The 19,908-nt window shown below is 67.7% G+C and carries 21 protein-coding genes and 1 riboswitch; of the genes, 10 read left to right on the forward strand and 11 right to left on the reverse strand.

Going from position 1 to position 19,908, the window contains the following annotated elements:
• Positions 1-64: 64 nt before the first annotated feature.
• Positions 65-1,519, forward strand: a complete 1,455-nt coding sequence (locus tag RJ1_RS33965) for a M20/M25/M40 family metallo-hydrolase (protein ID WP_174695055.1) — start codon at positions 65-67, stop codon at positions 1,517-1,519.
• Positions 1,520-1,571: 52 nt separating this feature from the next.
• A complete protein-coding gene (locus RJ1_RS33970) occupies positions 1,572-2,426 on the forward strand; it encodes an adenylate/guanylate cyclase domain-containing protein (RefSeq protein ID WP_073366848.1) in 855 nt (284 codons plus the stop codon).
• A gap of 32 nt (positions 2,427-2,458) precedes the next feature.
• Here the strand turns inward: RJ1_RS33970 and thiD are convergent, their stop codons facing one another.
• Positions 2,459-3,304, reverse strand: coding sequence for a bifunctional hydroxymethylpyrimidine kinase/phosphomethylpyrimidine kinase (thiD, locus tag RJ1_RS33975; RefSeq protein WP_073366849.1), 846 nt, complete (start codon positions 3,302-3,304; stop codon positions 2,459-2,461).
• Between the two features lie 10 nt (positions 3,305-3,314).
• Entirely contained in the window at positions 3,315-4,961 is a 1,647-nt protein-coding gene (thiC, locus tag RJ1_RS33980) for a phosphomethylpyrimidine synthase ThiC (RefSeq protein ID WP_073366850.1), read from the reverse strand.
• A riboswitch (TPP riboswitch) is annotated at positions 4,954-5,061 on the reverse strand. Its footprint overlaps the gene before it by 8 nt.
• A gap of 133 nt (positions 5,062-5,194) precedes the next feature.
• Here thiC and RJ1_RS33985 point away from each other — a divergent pair.
• From RJ1_RS33985 to RJ1_RS33995, 3 genes are all read left to right on the forward strand, one after another.
• Positions 5,195-5,581, forward strand: a complete 387-nt coding sequence (locus tag RJ1_RS33985) for a GNAT family N-acetyltransferase (RefSeq protein ID WP_073366851.1) — start codon at positions 5,195-5,197, stop codon at positions 5,579-5,581.
• A gap of 102 nt (positions 5,582-5,683) precedes the next feature.
• Positions 5,684-6,046, forward strand: coding sequence for a GNAT family N-acetyltransferase (locus tag RJ1_RS33990; RefSeq protein WP_073366852.1), 363 nt, complete (start codon positions 5,684-5,686; stop codon positions 6,044-6,046).
• Positions 6,047-6,137: 91 nt separating this feature from the next.
• A complete protein-coding gene (locus RJ1_RS33995) occupies positions 6,138-6,815 on the forward strand; it encodes a hypothetical protein (protein ID WP_073366853.1) in 678 nt (225 codons plus the stop codon).
• Here RJ1_RS33995 and RJ1_RS34000 read toward each other — a convergent pair.
• Genes RJ1_RS34000 through RJ1_RS34010 form a run of 3 tightly spaced genes read right to left on the reverse strand, consistent with a single transcriptional unit; the run spans position 6,782 to position 9,165 of the window.
• Positions 6,782-7,585 (reverse strand): exodeoxyribonuclease III, encoded by an 804-nt coding sequence (locus RJ1_RS34000; RefSeq protein WP_073366874.1) that lies wholly within the window; start codon positions 7,583-7,585, stop codon positions 6,782-6,784. The two genes, RJ1_RS33995 and RJ1_RS34000, sit on opposite strands and share 34 nt — an antisense overlap.
• Before the next feature lie 34 nt (positions 7,586-7,619).
• Positions 7,620-8,585 carry an N-acetylglutamate synthase, CG3035 family gene (locus RJ1_RS34005; protein WP_073366854.1) on the reverse strand — a complete coding sequence of 322 codons (966 nt, stop codon included), beginning with the start codon at positions 8,583-8,585 and terminating at the stop codon, positions 7,620-7,622.
• Positions 8,575-9,165: a peptide deformylase gene (locus RJ1_RS34010; protein WP_073366855.1), complete on the reverse strand. Its 591-nt coding sequence runs from the start codon at positions 9,163-9,165 to the stop codon at positions 8,575-8,577. The genes RJ1_RS34005 and RJ1_RS34010 overlap by 11 nt, the downstream gene beginning before the upstream one ends.
• Positions 9,166-9,343: 178 nt before the next feature.
• Here RJ1_RS34010 and napA point away from each other — a divergent pair, with 178 nt between their 5' ends.
• The 5 genes from napA to RJ1_RS34035 all read left to right on the forward strand — a co-directional run bounded on the left by napA (position 9,344) and on the right by RJ1_RS34035 (position 13,632).
• Entirely contained in the window at positions 9,344-9,682 is a 339-nt protein-coding gene (napA, locus tag RJ1_RS34015; protein WP_073366856.1) for a nucleoid-associated protein NapA, read from the forward strand.
• Positions 9,683-9,706: 24 nt separating this feature from the next.
• Positions 9,707-10,258, forward strand: coding sequence for a LytR C-terminal domain-containing protein (locus RJ1_RS34020; protein ID WP_073366875.1), 552 nt, complete (start codon positions 9,707-9,709; stop codon positions 10,256-10,258).
• Positions 10,259-10,331: 73 nt separating this feature from the next.
• Entirely contained in the window at positions 10,332-11,033 is a 702-nt protein-coding gene (gene sodC / locus RJ1_RS34025) for a superoxide dismutase[Cu-Zn] (protein WP_073366857.1), read from the forward strand.
• 75 nt (positions 11,034-11,108) lie between these two features.
• Positions 11,109-12,233 (forward strand): glutamate--cysteine ligase, encoded by a 1,125-nt coding sequence (locus RJ1_RS34030; protein WP_073366858.1) that lies wholly within the window; start codon positions 11,109-11,111, stop codon positions 12,231-12,233.
• A gap of 118 nt (positions 12,234-12,351) precedes the next feature.
• Entirely contained in the window at positions 12,352-13,632 is a 1,281-nt protein-coding gene (locus RJ1_RS34035; protein WP_073366859.1) for a phosphatase PAP2 family protein, read from the forward strand.
• Here RJ1_RS34035 and mnhG read toward each other — a convergent pair.
• From mnhG to RJ1_RS34065, 6 genes are read right to left on the reverse strand one after another with little or no spacing between them, the layout of a single operon-like run.
• Entirely contained in the window at positions 13,601-13,939 is a 339-nt protein-coding gene (gene mnhG, locus RJ1_RS34040) for a monovalent cation/H(+) antiporter subunit G (protein WP_073366860.1), read from the reverse strand. The two genes, RJ1_RS34035 and mnhG, sit on opposite strands and share 32 nt — an antisense overlap.
• Positions 13,936-14,196, reverse strand: coding sequence for a monovalent cation/H+ antiporter complex subunit F (locus RJ1_RS34045; RefSeq protein WP_005251754.1), 261 nt, complete (start codon positions 14,194-14,196; stop codon positions 13,936-13,938). Before RJ1_RS34045 ends, mnhG begins: the two co-directional genes overlap by 4 nt.
• Positions 14,193-14,765: a Na+/H+ antiporter subunit E gene (locus tag RJ1_RS34050; RefSeq protein WP_073366861.1), complete on the reverse strand. Its 573-nt coding sequence runs from the start codon at positions 14,763-14,765 to the stop codon at positions 14,193-14,195. Before RJ1_RS34050 ends, RJ1_RS34045 begins: the two co-directional genes overlap by 4 nt.
• The gene (locus tag RJ1_RS34055; protein ID WP_073366862.1) at positions 14,762-16,384 is read right to left on the reverse strand and encodes a Na+/H+ antiporter subunit D; all 1,623 of its coding nucleotides are present in this window, start codon (positions 16,382-16,384) and stop codon (positions 14,762-14,764) included. Before RJ1_RS34055 ends, RJ1_RS34050 begins: the two co-directional genes overlap by 4 nt.
• Positions 16,381-16,968: a Na(+)/H(+) antiporter subunit C gene (locus RJ1_RS34060; RefSeq protein WP_073366863.1), complete on the reverse strand. Its 588-nt coding sequence runs from the start codon at positions 16,966-16,968 to the stop codon at positions 16,381-16,383. Before RJ1_RS34060 ends, RJ1_RS34055 begins: the two co-directional genes overlap by 4 nt.
• Positions 16,965-19,799 carry a Na+/H+ antiporter subunit A gene (locus tag RJ1_RS34065; protein ID WP_073366864.1) on the reverse strand — a complete coding sequence of 945 codons (2,835 nt, stop codon included), beginning with the start codon at positions 19,797-19,799 and terminating at the stop codon, positions 16,965-16,967. Before RJ1_RS34065 ends, RJ1_RS34060 begins: the two co-directional genes overlap by 4 nt.
• Positions 19,800-19,908 lie beyond the last annotated feature (109 nt).

A 19,908-nucleotide genomic window follows, 5' to 3' on the forward strand; every position in this document is an offset into this window, starting at 1 on the left:
CTTGTGGGCCGGTGCGAAATCCATTCGCGCCGGCCCACAGGTGCTTCTACGTTAGGCTCCCGACATGCGACTACGGGGAGTCTTCACGGTCGGAGTGGCCGGTGCGCTGGTGCTGGCCGGATGCTCGTCGACGAGCGAACCCGATGCGCCGCCGCTCGACGCGAGCGCTCTCGCGTCGTCGGTCACCGAGGCCGGAGTGGTGGGGCACCTCGAGCAACTGCAGACGATCGCCGAGAACAACGCGGGCAACCGCGCGGCCGGGACGTCCGGCTACGACGCCAGCGTCGACTACGTGGCACAGGTGCTGGAAGACAAGGGTTTCGACGTCCAGACCCCGGAGTTCGAGTTCCACAAGTTCGACGTCCGGACGGAGGTGCTGAGGTCCGGGGACCGTGACTTCGACGTGCGGGCGCTGTCGTATTCGCCATCTACCGGTCCGGAGGGGATCACCGCCCGACTGGTGCCGGCCCCGAAGGACGAGAGCCCGGGGTGCGAGGTCACCGATTACGACGGTCTCGACGTGACCGGGGCGATCGTCCTCGTGAACCGTGGGGTGTGCCCGTTCGCGGCCAAACAGCAGATCGCCTCCGAGCGCGGTGCTGCGGGCGTGATCGTCGTCAACAACGAGGATGGGCCGATGAGCGGCGGAACCCTCGGCGACCCCGACGCGGGCAAGGTCCCGACCGGCGGGGTGAGCAAGGCGGACGGCGCCGCACTCGAGCAGGCCGGCGGTGACGTCACCCTCACACTCGACACCGCCACCGAATCGAGCACGGCGCGCAACGTCATCGCCCAGACCAAGACCGGCTCGACCGACGACGTCGTGATGGTCGGCGCGCACCTCGACAGCGTCCCGGACGGCCCCGGCATCAACGACAACGGCACCGGCGTCGCCTCGATCCTCGAGACGGCGGTGCAACTCGGCGGATCGCCGGATGTCGACAACGCGGTGCGCTTCGCGTTCTGGGGCGCCGAGGAATTGGGTCTGCTCGGGTCGGAGGCCTACGTGAACAGCCTCAGCGAGGAGCAGCGGAACGACATCGCGCTGTACCTGAACTTCGACATGCTCGGTTCCGAGAACGCCGGCTACCTGGCCTACGACGGCGACAATTCCGACAACGTCGGCGAGGGGCCCGGACCCGAGGGTTCCGCGGGCATCGAGCGCACGTTCGTCGAGTTCCTCGAGGGCAACGGTGTCGCCGCGGACGGCACCGACTTCGACGGCCGATCCGACTACGGGCCGTTCATCGAGCACCAGATCCCGTCGGGAGGCGTGTTCAGCGGCGCCGACGAGACGAAGACACCCGAGCAGGCGCAGAAGTGGGGCGGCACCGCGGGTGTGACGTACGACGAGAACTACCACAGCCCGACCGACACTCTCGAGAACGTGAACCGGGCTGCGCTCGCCAAGAATGCCGCCGCGGTCGCGTACGCGGTCGGGGTGTACGCGGAGTCGCTCGCCGGCCCCAACGGTGTCCCCGCGGGCGCCGACCGGGAGAAGGCGCGGGCCGCGGAGTGATGTCCGATTCGTCACGGGTTACTGCATGTGACGCTGGGTTACCCTTACTCTCGTGAGCGACGACCCGGCCGAAGAGGACAGTGCCGAGTTCGACGCTGCGCCCACACCGAAACGCGGCGACAAGGTTCTGGGCTGGGTGGGGTCGGTGAACCGGCAGCCGCAACTGATCGAAGGACTGCGGAAGGTCCGTCGGGCACTCCCTGGTGATCCCGCGTTCGGTGATCCGCTGTCGACGGCAGGTCCGGGAAGTGCACGAGCCATCGCCCGCGTCGCGGACCGCTTCCTCGACCATCAGCCCGGCGCGTCACGCGAGATGAGCCTGGGCGCGCTGCAGGTGTGGCAGGCCCTGCTCGAACGCACCGGCCGCGGTCGCGGAACGCGCGAGGTGACCATCGTGTTCACCGACCTGGTCGGGTTCTCCAGTTGGTCACTGCCCGCCGGCGACAGCGCCACCCTCGCCCTGCTGCGGGACGTCGCACGGGCCGTCGAGACGCCCATCGTCGACCGCGGCGGGCATGTCGTGAAACGACTGGGGGACGGCGTGATGGCCGTCTTCCCCAGCCCGGACCGCGCGATCGACGCCGTCTTCGCTGCGCAGGAGGCGCTCGCGGAGGTGGAGGTGGACGGCTACCACCCCCGCATGCGCGTCGGAATCCACACCGGTGTGCCCCGGCAGATCGGCAGCGACTGGCTCGGTGTGGACGTGACGGTCGCGGCCCGCATGATGGAACTGGGCGGCGACGGCAACGTGATGGCGTCGTCCGCCACGCTGTCGAGTCTGCAGCCGGGCACCCTCGAGGAACTCGGTGTCGGCGTCAAGCCGTGGCGCCGCGCGTTCTTCGCCCCCGCGCCCAGCGGGGTGCCGTCCGACCTCGGGATCTGGCGGTTGCGGCTCCGCCGCCCGTGAGTACTTATTAACCGCGCGACGTTAACAAGTACTCACGAGCGACGAAGTCGCCACAGGGGGGACACGGGGCCGTGACCGGCGCCCAGGTCGTAGGACGCCTCCAGGCACTTGGTGACCCATTCCTTGCCGAACGCCACCGCATCGGGCACCGACCACCCATGGGCGAGGGCGCTCGCGATGGCGGCGGCGAGGGTGTCGCCGCCGCCGTGATCGTTGCCGGTGTCGATGCGGGGACTGCTGAACTCCAGGAACGTGTCGCCGTCGAACAGCAGATCCGTGCTCGACGCCGACGTCCTGAGATGCCCGCCCTTGACGATCGACCACTGCGCCCCCAGCGCGTGCAGCGCCTCCGCCGCCCGCCGTGCGGTCGCGTCGTCCTCGACCTCGATGCCGGTGATCAACCGGATCTCGTCGAGGTTCGGCGTCACCACCGTCGCGATCGGGATCAGCGTGTTCCGCACGGCGTCCAGTGCCTCGGCGTGCAGGAGCGGATCTCCGTGCATCGACGCGCACACCGGGTCGACGACGAGCGGAACCGGTAGGTCGCGGCCGATCCCGACCTCGGTGCACACGGCGGCGACGGCTTCGATGATGGCCGTCGACGCGAGCATCCCCGTCTTCGCTGCCCCGACCCCGATGTCGTCGACGACGCACCGCACCTGGGCGGCCACCGTCTCCGGTGGGATCTCGTGGAAACCGCTGACGCCCACCGAGTTCTGCACCGTCACCGCGGCAACGGCGACGCACGCGTGGACGCCGCACAGGGCCATCGTCCGCGAGTCCGCCTGGATTCCGGCGCCGCCGCCGGAATCGGTGCCGGCGATGGTGAGGACCCGCACGGGGGTCTGGCCGTCGGGGGTCAGGGGCAGCAGCTTCACGAAGGGGACCTTACCGATTCTCTGAGGTGACGGATTCGACGGGCAGATACACGCGACCACCTGCGTCGACGAACTCGCCCGACTTCTCGGCCATGCCTGCCTCGATGGCCTCGATCGAATCAAGCCCGTGCTGCTGCGCGTATTCGCGCACATCGGCGGAGATCCGCATCGAACAGAACTTCGGACCGCACATCGAGCAGAAGTGCGCGGTCTTCGCCGGCTCCGCGGGCAGGGTTTCGTCGTGGAACTCGCGGGCGGTGTCCGGATCGAGGGACAGCGCGAACTGGTCGTGCCAGCGGAACTCGAACCGTGCCTTCGACAGCGCGTCGTCACGCTCCTGCGCCCGCGGATGCTGTTTCGCGAGGTCCGCGGCGTGGGCCGCGATCTTGTACGTGATGACGCCGATCTTGACGTCGTCGCGGTTCGGCAGTCCCAGATGCTCCTTGGGGGTGACGTAGCAGAGCATTGCGGTACCGGCCTGCGCGATCATCGCCGCACCGATCGCGGACGTGATGTGGTCGTAGGCCGGTGCGATGTCGGTGGCGAGCGGTCCGAGCGTGTAGAACGGCGCCTCCTCGCACAGTTCCTCCTCGAGTCGCACGTTCTCGACGATCTTGTGCATCGGCACGTGCCCGGGACCTTCGATCATCACCTGCACGCCATGCGATTTCGCGATCTTCGTCAGCTCGCCGAGGGTGCGGAGTTCCGCGAACTGGGCGTCGTCGTTGGCGTCGGCGATGGAACCGGGGCGCAGTCCGTCGCCGAGCGAGAACGTGACGTCGTAACGGTGCAGGATCTCGCACAGCTCGTCGAAATGGGTGTACAGGAACGACTCCCGATGGTGGGCCAGGCACCAGGCCGCCATGATCGAACCGCCGCGTGAGACGATGCCGGTCACGCGTTTCGCGGTCAGCGGGATGTAGCGGAGCAACACCCCGGCGTGGACCGTCATGTAGTCGACGCCCTGCTCGCATTGCTCGATCACGGTGTCGCGGTAGATCTCCCACGTGAGTGCCGTCGGGTCTCCGCTCACCTTCTCGAGCGCCTGATAGATCGGCACCGTCCCCACCGGCACCGGCGAGTTGCGGAGGATCCACTCCCGGGTCTCGTGAATGTTCTTGCCGGTGGACAGGTCCATGATGGTGTCGGCGCCCCACCGTGTGGCCCACACCATCTTCTCGACCTCCTCCGCGATCGACGACGTGACGGCGCTGTTGCCGATGTTCGCGTTGATCTTGACCGCGAACGCCTTGCCGATGATCATCGGCTCGAGTTCGGGGTGCATGCGGTTGGCCGGGATCACGGCCCGACCCGCGGCCACCTCGTCGCGCACCGTCTCCGGTGAAACACCCTCGCGTGCAGCGCAATACCGCATCTCGGGGGTGAGGTGGCCGGCTCGAGCGGCGTCGAGCTGGGTGCCCTCCCGGTCGGCGATCCACGGTGCGCGCAGGTGCGGCAGTCCCGCTTCCAGGTCGATGACGGCGTCCGAGTCCGTGTACGGACCCGACGTGTCGTATACGTCGAGGTGCTCGCCGTTGGTGAGGTGCACCCGGCGGACCGGCACCCGGACGTCGTCGCCCGACGTCAGGTACTGCTTGGTGCTGCCCTCGATCGGCCCCGTGGTGACGGACGTGGCTGTAGATACAGTTTTGCTCATCGTTGATGCTCCCTACGCCGGCATTACCCGGACAGGTTCGACGGTCGACGGCCCTAGCCGTCCTCTCAGCCCGCTGGTGCGAGCCCCCGTGGATGTGTAGTTGTCGCACAAACTGTAACCGAGATCTCTGTGGGTAAACATTCGGGTGAAACTTGGACATCGCTTCCGACCGTCGGTATAAAGGGTGATGAACATCACATTTCGATTACGACGCATGCCCCCAGGAGGTCGCAATGCTGACGGACTCGCAGGTAGTGGACGTGATCGACAATTCCGATCAGAACCGCTTCGAACTACGGCTGAGCGGTGATCTGGTCGGGATCCTCGGGTATTTCGACCTCGCGGAGACGCCGCCCGGAGCGGGTGCGGGTGTGGGCGTGGTCGCCGCCCGGCCGCCGGGTTCGAAGGCGCGGGGCCGGCCGGCGCCGGTGGTCTCGTTCATGCACACGGTGATCGTGGAGGACTTCGGTCACCGCGGGCTCGCCGCCCTCATGGTGGGCCGCTCGCTCGACCTCGCCCGCGGGTACGGGTGGAAGGTCCGGCCCGTCTGCACGTACGTGCAGCGCTTCGTCGCGGCGCATCCCGAGTACTGCGACCTCGTCGTACCAGTGGAGGGCTGACCGCGCACAGGGGCACGAATCGACCACCCGTCTGCAACGAAACGGTTCCGGCAGCGGCGATTCCGCTAGCGGGGACGTCGTCTTACTGATTCCATGAGTGGCATGGATCACATTCCGAACGGTTCCGAGTCGCCGGGAAGCGTCACGGCCGCCGACGCTCGCGTGCTCGACAACCCTGCCCACGAACGATTCGATCTGTGGCTGGGGGACGAGTTGGTCGGCATTCTCGGCTACCGCGACGAGGACGACATCCCCGGCTTCACGGCTGGGCCGGGTGAGGTGGTCGCGTTCATGCACACCGTCGTCAAGGAAGATTTCGGTGGCCGAGGGCTCGCTGCGATCCTGGTGGGCGAGGCGTTGGGTTCGGCGCGCGAGCGTGGCTGGAAAGTGCGTCCCATCTGCACATACGTCCGGCGCTACGTGGCGTCGAATCCGGCGCATCTCGACATTCTGGTCGCGGAATAGCTCTCTTCGAGAGCACTGCTCTTGCCATCTTCGGCTCCGCTGTGAATACTGCTCTATATAAAGAGCGGTGCTCACACTCGAAGGAGTCGTCATGACCGTGTCGGATCGGATCGACAATCGCACGGGGGTCGCGCGCATCTCCGCCGCGGCGTTGTTCGCGCTCGCCGGTGCCCTGTTCGTCGTCTACCCCGTGGCGCGTCCGTACGCGGCGGGCGGGGCCCCGGATGGAGGGGCCGAGTTCGCCTCCCCGTGGTGGCTCGTCGCTCACCTGTCCGCCGTCGGCGGTTTCATCGCGTTCGGACTTGCGCTGGTCGCACTCAGCGGCCGGCTGAGGGGGACCGGCGGCGAGCGGGCGGCTGTGGTCGCGGTAGCCACGTCGTGGATCGGGATCGGACTGACGCTGCCGTACTACGGGGCGGAGACGTTCGCGCTGCACGCCCTCGGCGGCAGCGGACTGGACGAGGACGCCGTCACGACCCTCGCGGAGAGCGTGCGGATGGGCGCGGCCCAGGCGACCCTCTTCGCCGCGGGGCTGCTGCTCCTCGCCGCCGGCGCGTGCGCGGCCGCCGTGGCGATCACCCGATCTGGGCTATTCGCCCGATGGGCGGGAATCCCGATGGCACTGGGGTTCGCGTTGTTCATCCCGCAGTTCTACGTCGACGCCCCGCTGCGAATCGCGCACGGCGTGCTCATCGGGAGCGGTTGCGCGGTCGTGGCTCTCGGTGTGCTGCGGTCTCAGTCGCCGAGGTCGACGACGACCGGTGCGTGATCGCTCGCGCCCTTGCCCTTGCGTTCGTTCCGGTCGATCTCCGCCTTGTCGACCCGGCCGGCGAGCGCGGGCGACCCCAGCACGAAGTCGATGCGCATTCCCTGCTTCTTCGGGAACCGCAGCTGGGTGTAATCCCAGTAGGTGTAGACACCGGGACCCGGGGTGTGGGGCCGGACGACGTCGGCGAATCCCGACTCGACGAACGCCTGGAAGGCCTCACGTTCGGGGGCGGACGTGTGGGTCTTGCCCTCGAAGAGGGCGGGATCCCAGACGTCCTCGTCGGTGGGGGCCACATTCCAGTCGCCGACCAGGGCGATCTGAGCGTCCGGGTTCTGCTCCAGCCAGCCGACCGAGTCGGTGTGCAGCTTCGCCAGCCAGTCGAGCTTGTATGTGTAGTGCGGATCGGTCAGCTCGCGGCCGTTGGGGACGTACAGGCTCCAGATGCGGACGCCGTTGCAGGTGGCGCCGATGGCGCGGGCTTCCTGCGCGGGTGCGACCTCCGGGTCCTTGTGGAAGCCGGGCTGATCCTCGAAACCGACCTGCACGTCATCGAGGCCGACGCGGGACGCGATGGCGACACCGTTCCACTGGCTGAGGCCCACGTGCGCCACCTCGTACCCGAGTTGGCGGAAACGTTCGTACGGGAACTGCTCGTCCTTGCACTTGGTTTCCTGCATCGCGAGCACGTCGACGTCGGTCCGCTGGAGCCAGTCCAGGATCCGGTCGGTACGGGCACGAACAGAGTTCACGTTCCAGGTTGCGATACGCACGGCAGCCACCCTAGCGGCAGTGTCCGACAGGTCCTCAGCCGCCGGGTTCCGTGGCGTAGCGGTACCGGTGGTGCGCGACGAAGCCGAGGTTGCGGTACATCGCCTGCGCGCCCTCGTTCTCGACAGCGACCTGCAGGCACGCGTGGGTCGCGCCGTGTTCGCGCCCCCAGTTGATCATGTCGCCGCAGATGAGGCTGCCGATCCCGTGGCGGCGGTGGGCCTCCGCCACCTCGACCGCGGTGAGCCCGACCCACCGGCGGTCGTCGGGCGCCGACGTGACGGATCCCCGTGCGACGGCGAGCAGTGTCGAATCGGCGGCGCCGATCCGGCCGAACCCGAGGGTCCCGCCGCGGACGGAGTCCAGCACGTCCACCGCGAAGTCGGGCAGCGCGGACCCGCGGTAGCGGTAGAGCGCGAGCCAGTCGGGATCCGGGTGATCGGTGACGGTGGTGGTCCGCGGGCCTTCGGGCAGCGCCAGGTTGTCGACGTCGGCCGCCATCACGACCACCTCGTCGCTGACCTTCCAGCCGAGCGGCACCTCACCGAGGCGGTCGGGAATCAGCAGCCGCAGGGGACGGTCGCGCTCGGCGTACCACTCGCGGAGCCGGTCGAGGGTGCCGCCGGGGGAGGAGTCGTCCAGGCTCCCGACGCTTCCGCGGTCGCCGAGCGGTGCCGCGGAGTTGGCGCGTCCGGTGAAGCCGTGACCGTACCGGGCGAGCCACCCGTCGATCCACGCGTGCTCGATCCCCGGCCAGCCGTCGGCGGACGCCAGTTCGAGGGACCGGATCTCGCTCGCACGCACCGGTCGTGCGGGAACGGCCTTGAGCGCGACCACCCGGTCCGGTTCGACCTCGACGAGGGAGTCGTCCGCCGCGCGGACGGCGACGAGCGGTTCGACGCTCTCCAGGGTCCCGATGACGTCGGTCATCGGGTGGGTGGAACCGGGTGGCAGCCGATACCGCAGCACCACCCGGCTTCCGAGCGGAATGTCAGTCGTCATGCCCGAACGGGTCTTCGACCGTGCCCGGCACCCAGCTGAGACCGGGAACTCCCCAGCCGGCGCGCTTGATGGTCTTCTTGGCGGCGCGGGCGTTGCGGCCGACCAGCATGTCGACGTAGAGGAAACCGTCGAGGTGACCGACCTCGTGCTGCAGCATGCGGGCGAAGAAGTCGTGCCCTTCGATCTCGACGGCATTGCCGTCGGCGTCGGTGCCCGTGACCTTCGCCCACTCGGCCCGTCCGGTGGGGAACTGCTCGCCCGGCACCGACAGGCAGCCCTCGACGTCGTCCTCGGGGTCCGGCATGGTCTCCGGTCGTTCCGACGTCTCGAGGACCGGGTTGACGACGCATCCGCGGCGGCGCAGCGCCTTGCCGTTCTCGTCGACGTCCGGGCAGTCGTAGACGAACAACCGCAGCGGTATTCCGACCTGGTTGGCGGCGAGTCCGACACCGTTGGCGGCGTCCATCGTGTCGTACATGTCTGCTATGAGTTCAGCGAGTTCCGCAGGTGACTGGGACACCGTCTCGGTCGGTTCGTGCAGTACCGGGTCGCCCACGATCCGGATGGGGAGGATGGCCATGGTCGTCAAGGATAGTGCGGCGCGCCCGGGCCGTTCGCACTGCCCACAGCCTTCGGCGTGGTTGAATAGGCGCTGAAGTACAGCTGTGTAATTCGTTGCTCGGTCGGCCACGCGATCGAGGGGCCGGGGGAACGTGGTTTCGCTGAGGTCGAGCGAGAGCTAGTAGTCGAGGAGTGAGATGGACGGCGCAACAGCGCGTAGTCGGAACCAGTCCGAGCGCACCGACAGCGACAGCTCCGTAGGGGTCAACGACGTCGGAGGCGACGGCCTCTCGCGTCGGGAGCACGACATCCTGTCCTTCGAGCGTCAATGGTGGAAGTACGCCGGCGCGAAGGAAGAAGCGATCAAAGAACTGTTCGACATGTCCGCCACCAGGTATTACCAGGTGCTCAACGCGCTGGTGGACCGGCCGGAGGCGCTGGCCGCCGACCCGATGCTCGTGAAGCGGCTGCGACGGCTGCGTGCGAGCAGGCAGAAGGCCCGCGCCGCCCGTCGCCTCGGGTTCGACGTCACGTAGCACCCGGTGGCTAAGGTCGACACCGTGAGTACTCCGAAACCCGAATCGTCCGGCCCGCCGTTACGTGCCCTCGCGATGGTGCTGATCGCTCTCGCGATTCTCTTCGCGGGTCTCGGGTTCGCCTCCCTGGGGGGCTCGGACTCGGAGGAGACCGCAGCGACCGTCACCACCTCGGCGGCGGCCACAACCACCGCCGCTGCACGCTCGACGCCGGCGGCCGGGGCGGCGGGAGCCACGTCGGCGTCCGCGACGAGCGCCCCGTCCGGCGCATCGAGCACCACGAAGTCCGCCGATGCGGCGTCGGTCCCGGTTCGCGTGCTGAACAACAGCAACGTCACCGGTCTCGCCAGTCAGACGGCCACCGAGCTGATGTCCTCGGGGTGGACGGTGTCGGAAACCGGTAACTACAGCGACGGCACCATCTCCGAAACCACCGTGTACTACGGGACTTCCGCCGCCGAGAAGGAGGCGGCCACGGAGATCGCCGCCCAGCTCGGGGTGTCCGCGCAGCCGCGGTTCCCGGGTATCGCGAATTCGTCCGCCGGTGTCATCGTCATCGTCACCTCCCCGCAGTAGACCGGACGGTCGGTGCAGCGTCACCGCGGTTATGATCAGATGCACTTCTTCGCCACCTCAAAGGAGCGGTTTGATGGCCTCGAGTTCTACCCGTCGGATGTCCTGGCGCATTGTCACCCCGGTGGTGGCCATTGCAGCACTCGGACTGACCGCCTGCAGTAACAACGAGGGGCCGACCGACGTTCCCGGCACCACTCCTCCCGTCTGGACCGGTGCCGCCGATCCCAGTGCGGCAGGTGTTCCCGGCGACGCCGAGAGCGGCTCGGGTGAGTCTGCCGAGAGTGGCGCGGTCAGCGCGACGCTGAAGAACGCAGAGGGCCAAGACGTGGGAACCGCCACGTTCAAGCAGGCCGGCAGCCACGTCGAGATCACCGTCTCCGTCAAGGATCAGACACCCGGATTCCACGGTTTCCACGTGCATTCCGTCGGCAAGTGTGAGACCAACTCCGTTGCGCCGACCGGGGGTGCGCCCGGAAACTTCCTGTCCGCGGGCGGGCACTTCCAGGCCGCGGGACACTCGGGACACCCCGCGAGCGGTGACCTCACCTCGCTGCAGGTGCTGGAAGACGGTACCGCCGAATTGGTCACCACCACCGACGCCTTCACGGTCGAGGACCTGAAGAACGGCGACACCGGTACGGCGGTCATGATCCACTCGGGCGCCGACAACTTCGCCAACATCCCCACCCGATACGCACCCGCTCCCGATCAGGAAACCCTGAACACCGGGGACGCAGGCTCCCGCGTGGCCTGTGGTGTCATCGGCGCCAGCTGAGCCGCGTGACATCCCGGCTGCGGCCGGGATGTCGGCGCGCTGCCGCACGCCGTGGCCTGTGGTTGGATCGAAACCGTGGTAGTTCCCTTTCCCGGTTCGCCGCGGCCGACGCTGGGTGTCGAGTGGGAGATCGCGCTGGTCGACAGGGTCACGCGGGATCTCTCCAATACGGCCGCGGAGGTGTTCGACGCGGTCGCGAATCTCGCGGGCCCCGAGGATCCGCGCATCACCAAGGAGTTGCTTCGCAACACCGTCGAACTCGTCACGGGTATCCACTCCACCGTCGGTGAGGCCATGGACGACCTCGACGAGTCGCTCGACCTGTTGCGTCGTGCGGCGAATCCGCTCGGGGTCGATCTCATCTGTGCCGGAACGCACCCGTTTGCGCAGTGGTCCACCCAATTGGTCACGCGTACACCTGATTACGACGAGTTGATCGAGCGCACGCAGTGGTGGGGCCGGCAGATGCTGATCTGGGGTGTGCACGTCCACGTCGGGGTGTCCTCGCCGCAGAAGGTGTTCCCGATCCTCAACGCGCTGCTGCAACGGTACCCGCACCTGCTCGCGCTGTCCGCGTCGTCGCCGATGTGGGCGGGCGTCAACACCGGGTATGCGAGTAATCGCGCACTGATGTTCCAGCAGCTTCCCACCGCGGGGCTGCCGTACCAGTTCGCGAACTGGGGACAGTACGAGGATTTCATCAGCGACCAGATGAAGACCGGCGTGATCACCAAGATCGGCGGGATGCACTGGGACATCCGGCCCGCGCCGCGCTGGGGCACCATCGAGGTCCGTGTCTTCGACGGCATCTCCACCCGCGCCGAGCTCAGTTCCCTCGTCGCGCTCGTGCACTGCCTGATCGTCGACCTGGACCGCCGTTTCGAGGCGGGCGAGAACCTGCCGAACCTGCAGCCGTGGCACGTGAAGGAGAACAAGTGGCGGGCCGCGCGGTACGGGCTCGACGCCGAGATCATTCTCGACGAGGACAGTAACGAGCGTCTCGTCACCGACGACCTGAACGACCTGCTCGAGAAGCTGGCGCCGACCGCGGCGCGTCTCGGGTGTGCGGACGAGTTGGCGTCGGTCGCCGAGATTCCCCGTCGCGGCGCCTCCTACCAGCGGCAACGTCAGGTCGCGGAAGCGACCGGGGGTGATCTGGTGGCCGTGGTCGATGCACTGGTGAAGGAACTCGGGACCTGAATCACGGTCTCGGACAGGGCACTCGTCCACTTCCCGTTCACGTGTTGTTTACACTTGGCGGGTGTCGATCGACGATGTTGCCGTTGCACGGCCGGGTGGGTCCGTCGATCGCTCTCGCATGTTCGTCGCGGGCGGGGCGTTCGGTGTGGCGATCCTGCTGCTGGTGGTCCAGTGCGTCGCGTACGCGCAGGGATTCCAGGGCCCCCTCGAAAGCCTGTCCCGCGACTATGTCCTGACCCCCAAATCGGCGTCCGTTCCGTGGGCGGGCCTCGCGCTCGCGATGGTCGGGCTCACGAACCGGCAACGCGTCGTCGCACTGTCCGCTGCGGCGGGCATCGACGTGGCGGTCGCCGCTGTTCGCTACCTGTCGGGTGGCCCGCTGACCGTCGGAAACGGCGCGACCTGGGTACTCACTGGGGTGGGTGTCTACGCGGCGGTCCGCTGGACCGGTGACCAGCGGCGCAGTGCCCTCAAGGGCGTCGGTCTCGGCGCGCTGCTGATCCTGGCCACGAAGTTCGGCGACGCCTGGCTGCAGGTCACCATCATGGCCGGGCCGATGGTTCTCGACGAATTCGCCCAACTGGCGGATCACGCGCTGGGAAGCCCGTCGTGGCACATGGGCCAGTTCGTCGACGCGCTCGGACCGGTCGGCTACGGCATCCTCCACTGGGTCTACATCGAACTGCCGGTCGCGGCCATCGCGGTGGCGGTGTACCAACTGCGGAACGGCTGGCCGTCGCACTATCTGGTGCGTACCTTCCTGCTGATCGGGCTCATCGGTCCGGTGTTCTACGTGCTCTTCCCGGTGGTCGGTCCGATCTTCGCGTTCGGCACCGAGGGGCAGGGGTTCCAGGTCAGCGATTACTGGCCCAACTTCGTCCCGACACCCGACTTCGCGCCCGAACCGATCGCGTTCGATTCGACGACGCCGCGCAACTGCATGCCGAGCCTGCACACGGCGTGGGCCCTGGCACTGTTCATCCACTCCCGGCAGGGCGCCTGGTGGCTGCGTCTCGGCGGCACCTTCTGGCTGGTGTGCACGCTGACGGCGACGCTCGGATTCGGCTATCACTACGGCGTCGACCTGGTTGCCGGCGCCGTCCTGTGCCTGACCATCGAATCGGCGCTGCGAGATCCCGAGCGGGGGTGGGGCTGGTTCCGTGTCCGGCTGGTCGGCGGCGGCGCCCTCATTCTCGCCGGCCTGCTGCTCAGTTACCGCTATCTCGCCGTTCCGATGGGCCGATTCCCCGAACTGTCCGGACCGCTCGTGCTCGGGGCGCTCGCCGCGATGAGTGTCGGGTTCTACGCGACGTTCTTCGCCCGACCCGACAGCGCACTCGCCCGCTGGGGAACCGGCAAGGCCGTCGTCACGGACGCTCTGGCGGCTCCAACTCGTTGATCATCAGCAGCCCGTCCTGATCCCGCTGCTCGCGGTAGGCCACCCGGCCGACGCTGTGGGCGATGACCGGCGCGGTGAACAGCGTGAAGATGCCGACGAGGATCAGCATCCAGATGTCGACGTTGCCGCGCAGTTCGAGGACGGCGCCCGCGAGCACCATGATCAGCCCGACCACCTGCGGTTTGGTGGCTGCGTGCATGCGGCGCAGGGTGTCCGGGAACCGGACGATGGCGATGGCGGCCGTCAGTGCCAGCAGCGAACCGCAGAGCATGAGGGTGGCCCCGATGACGTTCAATACGGTGCTCACGACTTGTCACTCACCCGGAATCGGGCCACCGACACCGAACCGATGAAACCGACCAACGACAACGCGACGATGGCAGGCACGATCGTCGTGTCGCCGGTATAGGCGGCCCACACGGCGAGTCCGCACATCGCGAGTGCGATCAGGGTGTCGAGGGCGACGAGACGGTCCAGCGAGTTGGGGCCGTCGAGCAGCCGGAACGTCGTCAGTACTCCGGCGACGACGAGGATGATCCCGGATATGACCGATACGACTGTCATGAGCTGCCCTCCTGAGCGGGGTCGTCGTACTGCTGGTCGCGGTTGTGCCAGGGGCTCGGTTTCCAGTCGGAGTCGCGCTCGAACGCCGCGATGAACAACTGCTCCAACTGCGCGACCGTGCGGTAGAACTGGCTGACCGCCTTCTGCGAGCCCATGTCCAGCACGTGGACGTAGACGATCCGCCGCACCTGGTCGATCTCGAGGACCATGGTGCCCGGAATGAGGTTCAGGACGTCGATGCACAGGGTCAGCACCAGGTCCGACTTGATACCCAGCTGATAGCGCAGGACACCGGTGACGGGCGGCGGTCCGGGCCGGAGCGCGAGCCACGCGATCTGCAGGCTCGACTGGAGCGAGTAGTACACGAACATCACGGCCAACCGGAGCAGCGGAAGTACGTGCACTCGACCTTCGACGGGCACCCGCGGCAGCGGCATCAGGACCATGATGACGGCGCCTACGGCGAGACCGCCGACGATGTTGCCCCAGCTGACGTTGCCCCACAACAGGATCCATACGGCCATCAGCCACAGCAACGCGCCGAACTGGAGAAGTCTCTCGCGTTTCATCGCGGCGCCTCCTGCGCTTCGCTGCCGGGGTGACCGCCGAGGACGGCGTCGATGTAGATCGACCGGTTCTGCAGATCGCTCGCCGCACGATCACTGATCTGGATGATCTGGCCGGCGAACACCGTCATCGCCAGCCCCACCGCGACGAGCGCGACCGTCGGAATCAGCATCATCGCGGGGATGCGGCCCACGTCGGCGCGTTCGTCGAACGCGATGTCGGCCTCGGACTCGTCGAGCAGCGCCGACGGGCTGACGTCCGCGAGGTCACCCTCGGGGGCGTCGGCGCGGGCCCGCCAGAACGCCTTGGTCCACACACGTGCGACGACGTACAGCGTGAGGAGGCTGGTGAGGGTTCCGCCGGCGACGAGGATCCACGCCAGCACGCTCGCGTCGGCCGAACCGGCCTGCAACAGCGCGACCTTGCCGATGAACCCGGAGAACGGGGGAATGCCGCCGAGATTGAGGGCCGGGACGAGGAACACGATGGCGAGGACGGGGCTCGCGGCGGCGAGCCCGCCGAGGCGACGCAGCGACGACGACCCGGCCTGGCGTTCGATCAGACCGACCACCAGGAACAGTGTGGTCTGCACCAGAATGTGGTGGGCCACGTAGTAGATGGCACCCGACAGTCCCGACTGCGTCGACAGCGCGACCCCGAACACCATGTACCCGATGTGGCTGACCAGGGTGAAGGACAGCAGACGTTTGATGTCGCTCTGCGCGATCGCACCGAGGATGCCGACGAGCATCGTCAGAAGGCCGCACACCATCAGCACGTTGTCGAGTTCGCCCTCCGGGAAGAGCAGCGTGTGCGCCCGGATGATCGCGTACACACCGACCTTGGTGAGCAGGCCGGCGAACACGGCGGTGACCGGTGCCGGTGCGGTGGGGTAGGAGTCGGGCAGCCACGTCGACAGCGGGAACACCGCGGCCTTGATGCCGAACGCCACGAGCAGCACCCCGAAGATGGCGGTGCGGGTGCCGGACGGGATGCCGTCGAGGCGGGTGGCCATGTCGGCGAGGTTGAGGGTGCCGGTCGCCGCGTACGCGAACGCGATGCCCGCCAGGAAGATCAGCGACGACACCATCGACACCATCACGTACGACACACCCGCGCGGACGCGGTCGGCGCTCGCCCCGAGCGTCAGCAGCACGAAGCTGGCGGCGAGGAGCACCTCGAAGCCGACGTACAGATTGAACAGGTCGCCCGCGAGGAACGCGTTGGAGATGCCCGCCGTCAGCGCCAGATACGTCGGCAGGAAGATCGAGACGGGCTGGTCTTCACTGCCGTCGCGGATACCCTGACCGACGGCGTACGCCATGACGGCGAGCAGCACGATCGACGAGACCACCAGCATCATCGCGGACAGCCGGTCGACCACCAGTGTGATGCCGATCGGGGAATCCCAGCCACCCACCTGAATGGCCGTGGTCCCGTCGCGGTCGGCGAGGAACAGCAGCAGTCCCGACACGACGAGGACGGCGATCAGCGCGACGAGCGTGATGATCCGCTGGGCGCGCGGACGCCGGCCCAGCACCAGCGTGGCGGCGGCGGCGAGCATCGGGACGAGGACGGGCAGCGGCGCGAGTGCCGTGATGATGTGCGGAGAGATGATCACGACTTCTCTCCGATGCTCGCCTTGTCCGAATCCTCGTCGTCGTCGAAGTCACCCTCGTCGTCGAAGTCACCCTCGTGCAGGTCTTCGTAGCACTCGAGGTCCTCGAGGTTCTTCAGCTCTTCCAGAGGAATGGGGTTTCCGTCCTTGTCGAATGCGTCGCCGCTGAAGCTCGGTTCGCCGGTGACCGGGTCGTCGGAGCGGTCGCGGTCGGGGGCCTCGGCGGGAGACCGGCGCCGCAGGACCTTGGTGTCCTCGGGGTCGTTCTCGACGGCGTCCTGGGTGGTGATCTTGAACGACCGGTACGCGAGGGCGAGCACGAAGCCGGCGATGCCCATCGTGATGACGATCGCCGTCAGGATCATCGCCTGTGCGAGCGGGTCCGCCATCGACTCGTGAATGGACTCCCGGCCGACGATGGGCGGATTGCCGTCCGTACCGCCGGACGTGAGGATCAGCAGGTTGATGCCGTTGCCGAACAGCAGCAACCCGAGCAGCATGCGGGTGATGCTGCGCTCGATGAGCAGGTAGACGCCGGCCGACACCAGGACGCCGATGATGACGAGAAATCCGATGTTCGCGCTCATCGCTGGTTCACCTCGATCTGTGCGTCGAGACGCGCTCCGAGACTGCGGAGAACGTCGAGTACGAGACCGACCACGATGAGATACACGCCCAGGTCGAAGAACAGGGCGGTGACCATCTTGACGTGGCCGAACACCGGCAGCGTCACCTCGAAGACCGCGGAGGACAGGGCGGGTGCGCCGAGGAACAGCGATGCCAGCGCGGTGCCCGCGGCGAGCGTGAGGCCGAGGCCGAGGATCTTGCCCGCGTCGATCGGGACGGTCTCGCCGAGCTCGTAGCGTCCTCCCGCGAGGTACCGCAGGACGAGCGCGAGTCCGGCGGTGAGGCCGCCGGCGAATCCGCCGCCGGGTGCGTTGTGTCCGGCGAAGAAGAAGTACACCGACAACACCATGATGGTCGGGAAGATCAGCCGGGTCGTCACCTCGAGCACCAGCGAGCGGTGTTTCGGATCGATGAGGTCGCCGCCGAGCAGCCACGTGGTCTCCGAATGCGAGGCCGACGACTCGGCGGAGACCGCCGGTGCGTCGGACACGCGGGGGGCGCTGCCGAAGCGACGGTTCCGGAACACCAGGCTCGCGACACCCGTGGCGGCCACGAGCAGCACCGAGATCTCGCCGAGGGTGTCCCAGGCGCGGATGTCGACGAGCAGCACGTTGACGACGTTCTTGCCGTTGCCGAGGTAGTACGCGGCGTCGGGAAGCCGTTCGTAGATCGGCACCGAGTTGCGGGCGTTGATGGCGTACGCGCCGATCGTCGTGATGGTGGCACCGACCGCGACGGCCAGAAGGGCCCGCGGAATCTTGAACCCGATCGCCCGCCGCTCGTCCACCTCGGCGGGGAGCTTGCGGAACACGAGGACGAAGATGACGAGGGTCAGCGTCTCCACCAGGAACTGGGTCAGCGCCAGGTCGGGGGCGCCGTGCAGGGCGAACAGCACACCGCAGCCGTAACCGCTGAGACCGACGAGGATCACGCTGGCCAGGCGGTTCCGCATGACGGTCGCGGCGAGCGCGGCCGCGACCATCATCAACCCGATGACGAACTGCACCGGCGAATCCCACAGCCGGACGTCGGCGCGGGTGTTGGTGCCGGCGACGAGCAGTACCAGCGGCACCACCACCAGGGTGCCGAGGATGGTGGCCTGTGTCAGCGGGAGCGAACCGCGCTGGGTCGCGCCCGTCAGCCGCATCGACAGGGCGTCCATGCCGCGCAGTGTCGCGTCGTAGATCCGGTCTGCGTTGCCGAGCGGCGGATGCTCGAACCGCAACCGGTTGACCCAGCGCTGGGCCACGAAGAGCGCGGTACCGACCGCGAACACCAGCAGGGTGAGCAACAGCGCGGTATTGACGCCGTGCCACAGCGCGAGGTGGTAGTCGGAGGCGGCCGTGGCGGGCAGCGTGCGCGAGTACGGCGTCAGCAGCTTCTCCAGCTGCGGCGACACGAGTCCCGCGGCCAGACTCAGAACCGAGAGAACGGCGGGCGCGGCGAGGAACAGGGGTCCGGGGGCGTGCATGTTCTGCACGGCCGGACTCGGCCGCGCGAGACGCTTGCGGCCGAACGCACCCCACATGAAGCGCACGCTGTAGGCGAGCGTCAGGATCGACCCGAACACGACCACGCCGACGGTGACGATCCGTGCCGGGTCGGCGAGGACGGACGTGCTCAGCAGGGAGTCGAATGCGGCTTCCTTGCCGACGAACCCGAGGAACGGCGGAAGTCCGGCCATGCTTGCCGCCGCCATCGCGGCGAAGACGGTGAGCGCCGGCGCACGGTCGCCGAGGTGCGCGAGTTTGCGGATGTCCCGGGTGCCCGTCGAGTGGTCGATGATGCCGACCACCATGAACAGGGCGGCCTTGAACATCGCGTGGGCGACGACCATGGTCATCCCGGCGAGCGCGGCGTCCCGGGTGCCGAGGCCGACGAGCACCATCATGAACCCGAGCTGACTGACGGTGCCGAACGCCAGCACCAGTTTGAGGTCGAAGGCGCGCATCGCCCGCCATCCCGCGAGGACCATCGTCAGCAGGCCGAGCGTGATGATCGTGAACCGCCAGGGCGCCGAGTCCGCGAAGCCGGGCGACAGCCGCGCCACCAGATAGATGCCGGCCTTCACCATGGCCGCGGCGTGCAGATAACCGCTGACCGGGGTCGGGGCGGCCATCGCGCCGGGCAGCCAGAAGTGCAGGGGCACGATCGCGGATTTCGACAGTGCGCCGATGAGGATCAACACGACGGCGACGCCGGCGAGCCAGCCTCGCGGTGCGATCTCGATGAGTTCGGACAGGTTGTAGGTGCCGCCGACCTGGCCGAGGATAATGATGCCGACCAGCATCGCCAGACCACCCGCGGTGGTGACCAGCAGCGCCTGCGTCGCGGCCCGGCGGCTCGACGCGCGTTCGGCGTAGTGACCGACCAGCAGGAACGACAGGACGGTCGTCAGTTCCCAGAAGATGTACAGCAGCAACATGTTGTCGCTGGCGACGAGGCCGAACATGGCGCCGGCGAACGCCACCATCTCGGCGGCGAAGATGCCGAGGCGCGGTTCGTCGTCGGTGAAGTAGCGCGCGCAATAGATCAGGATCAGCGTGCCGATGCCCAGCACCAGCACCGACATGATCGCGGCGAGCGGATCGAACCAGAAGTCGAGGTCCATCGACAGCCCCGGAACCCACTCGATGGAGACCGTCTGGACTGTGCCCCAGTTCGCGATCACCCATCCAAGCGACGCCAGCGGGACGAGGGAGAGGGGGTAGAAACCGTTGCGGCCGAACTTGCGCACCACTAGCGGAGCCAGAACGGCGGCAACGGCATGGGCGAGCAGAACAGCAAGCAAAAGGCACTCCGTCGGGGGTCAGCGGGCGGCGGGGTGTCGGAACGAAACGAACCGAGTCGTGTAGACCGTTCGCTTAGCTAGCGAGTTGGGCTACACGTACATCCTACTG

It is taken from the genome of Rhodococcus jostii NBRC 16295, from assembly GCF_001894825.1.
In the GTDB taxonomy this organism is placed as follows: Bacteria; Actinomycetota; Actinomycetes; order Mycobacteriales; family Mycobacteriaceae; genus Rhodococcus_F; species Rhodococcus_F jostii.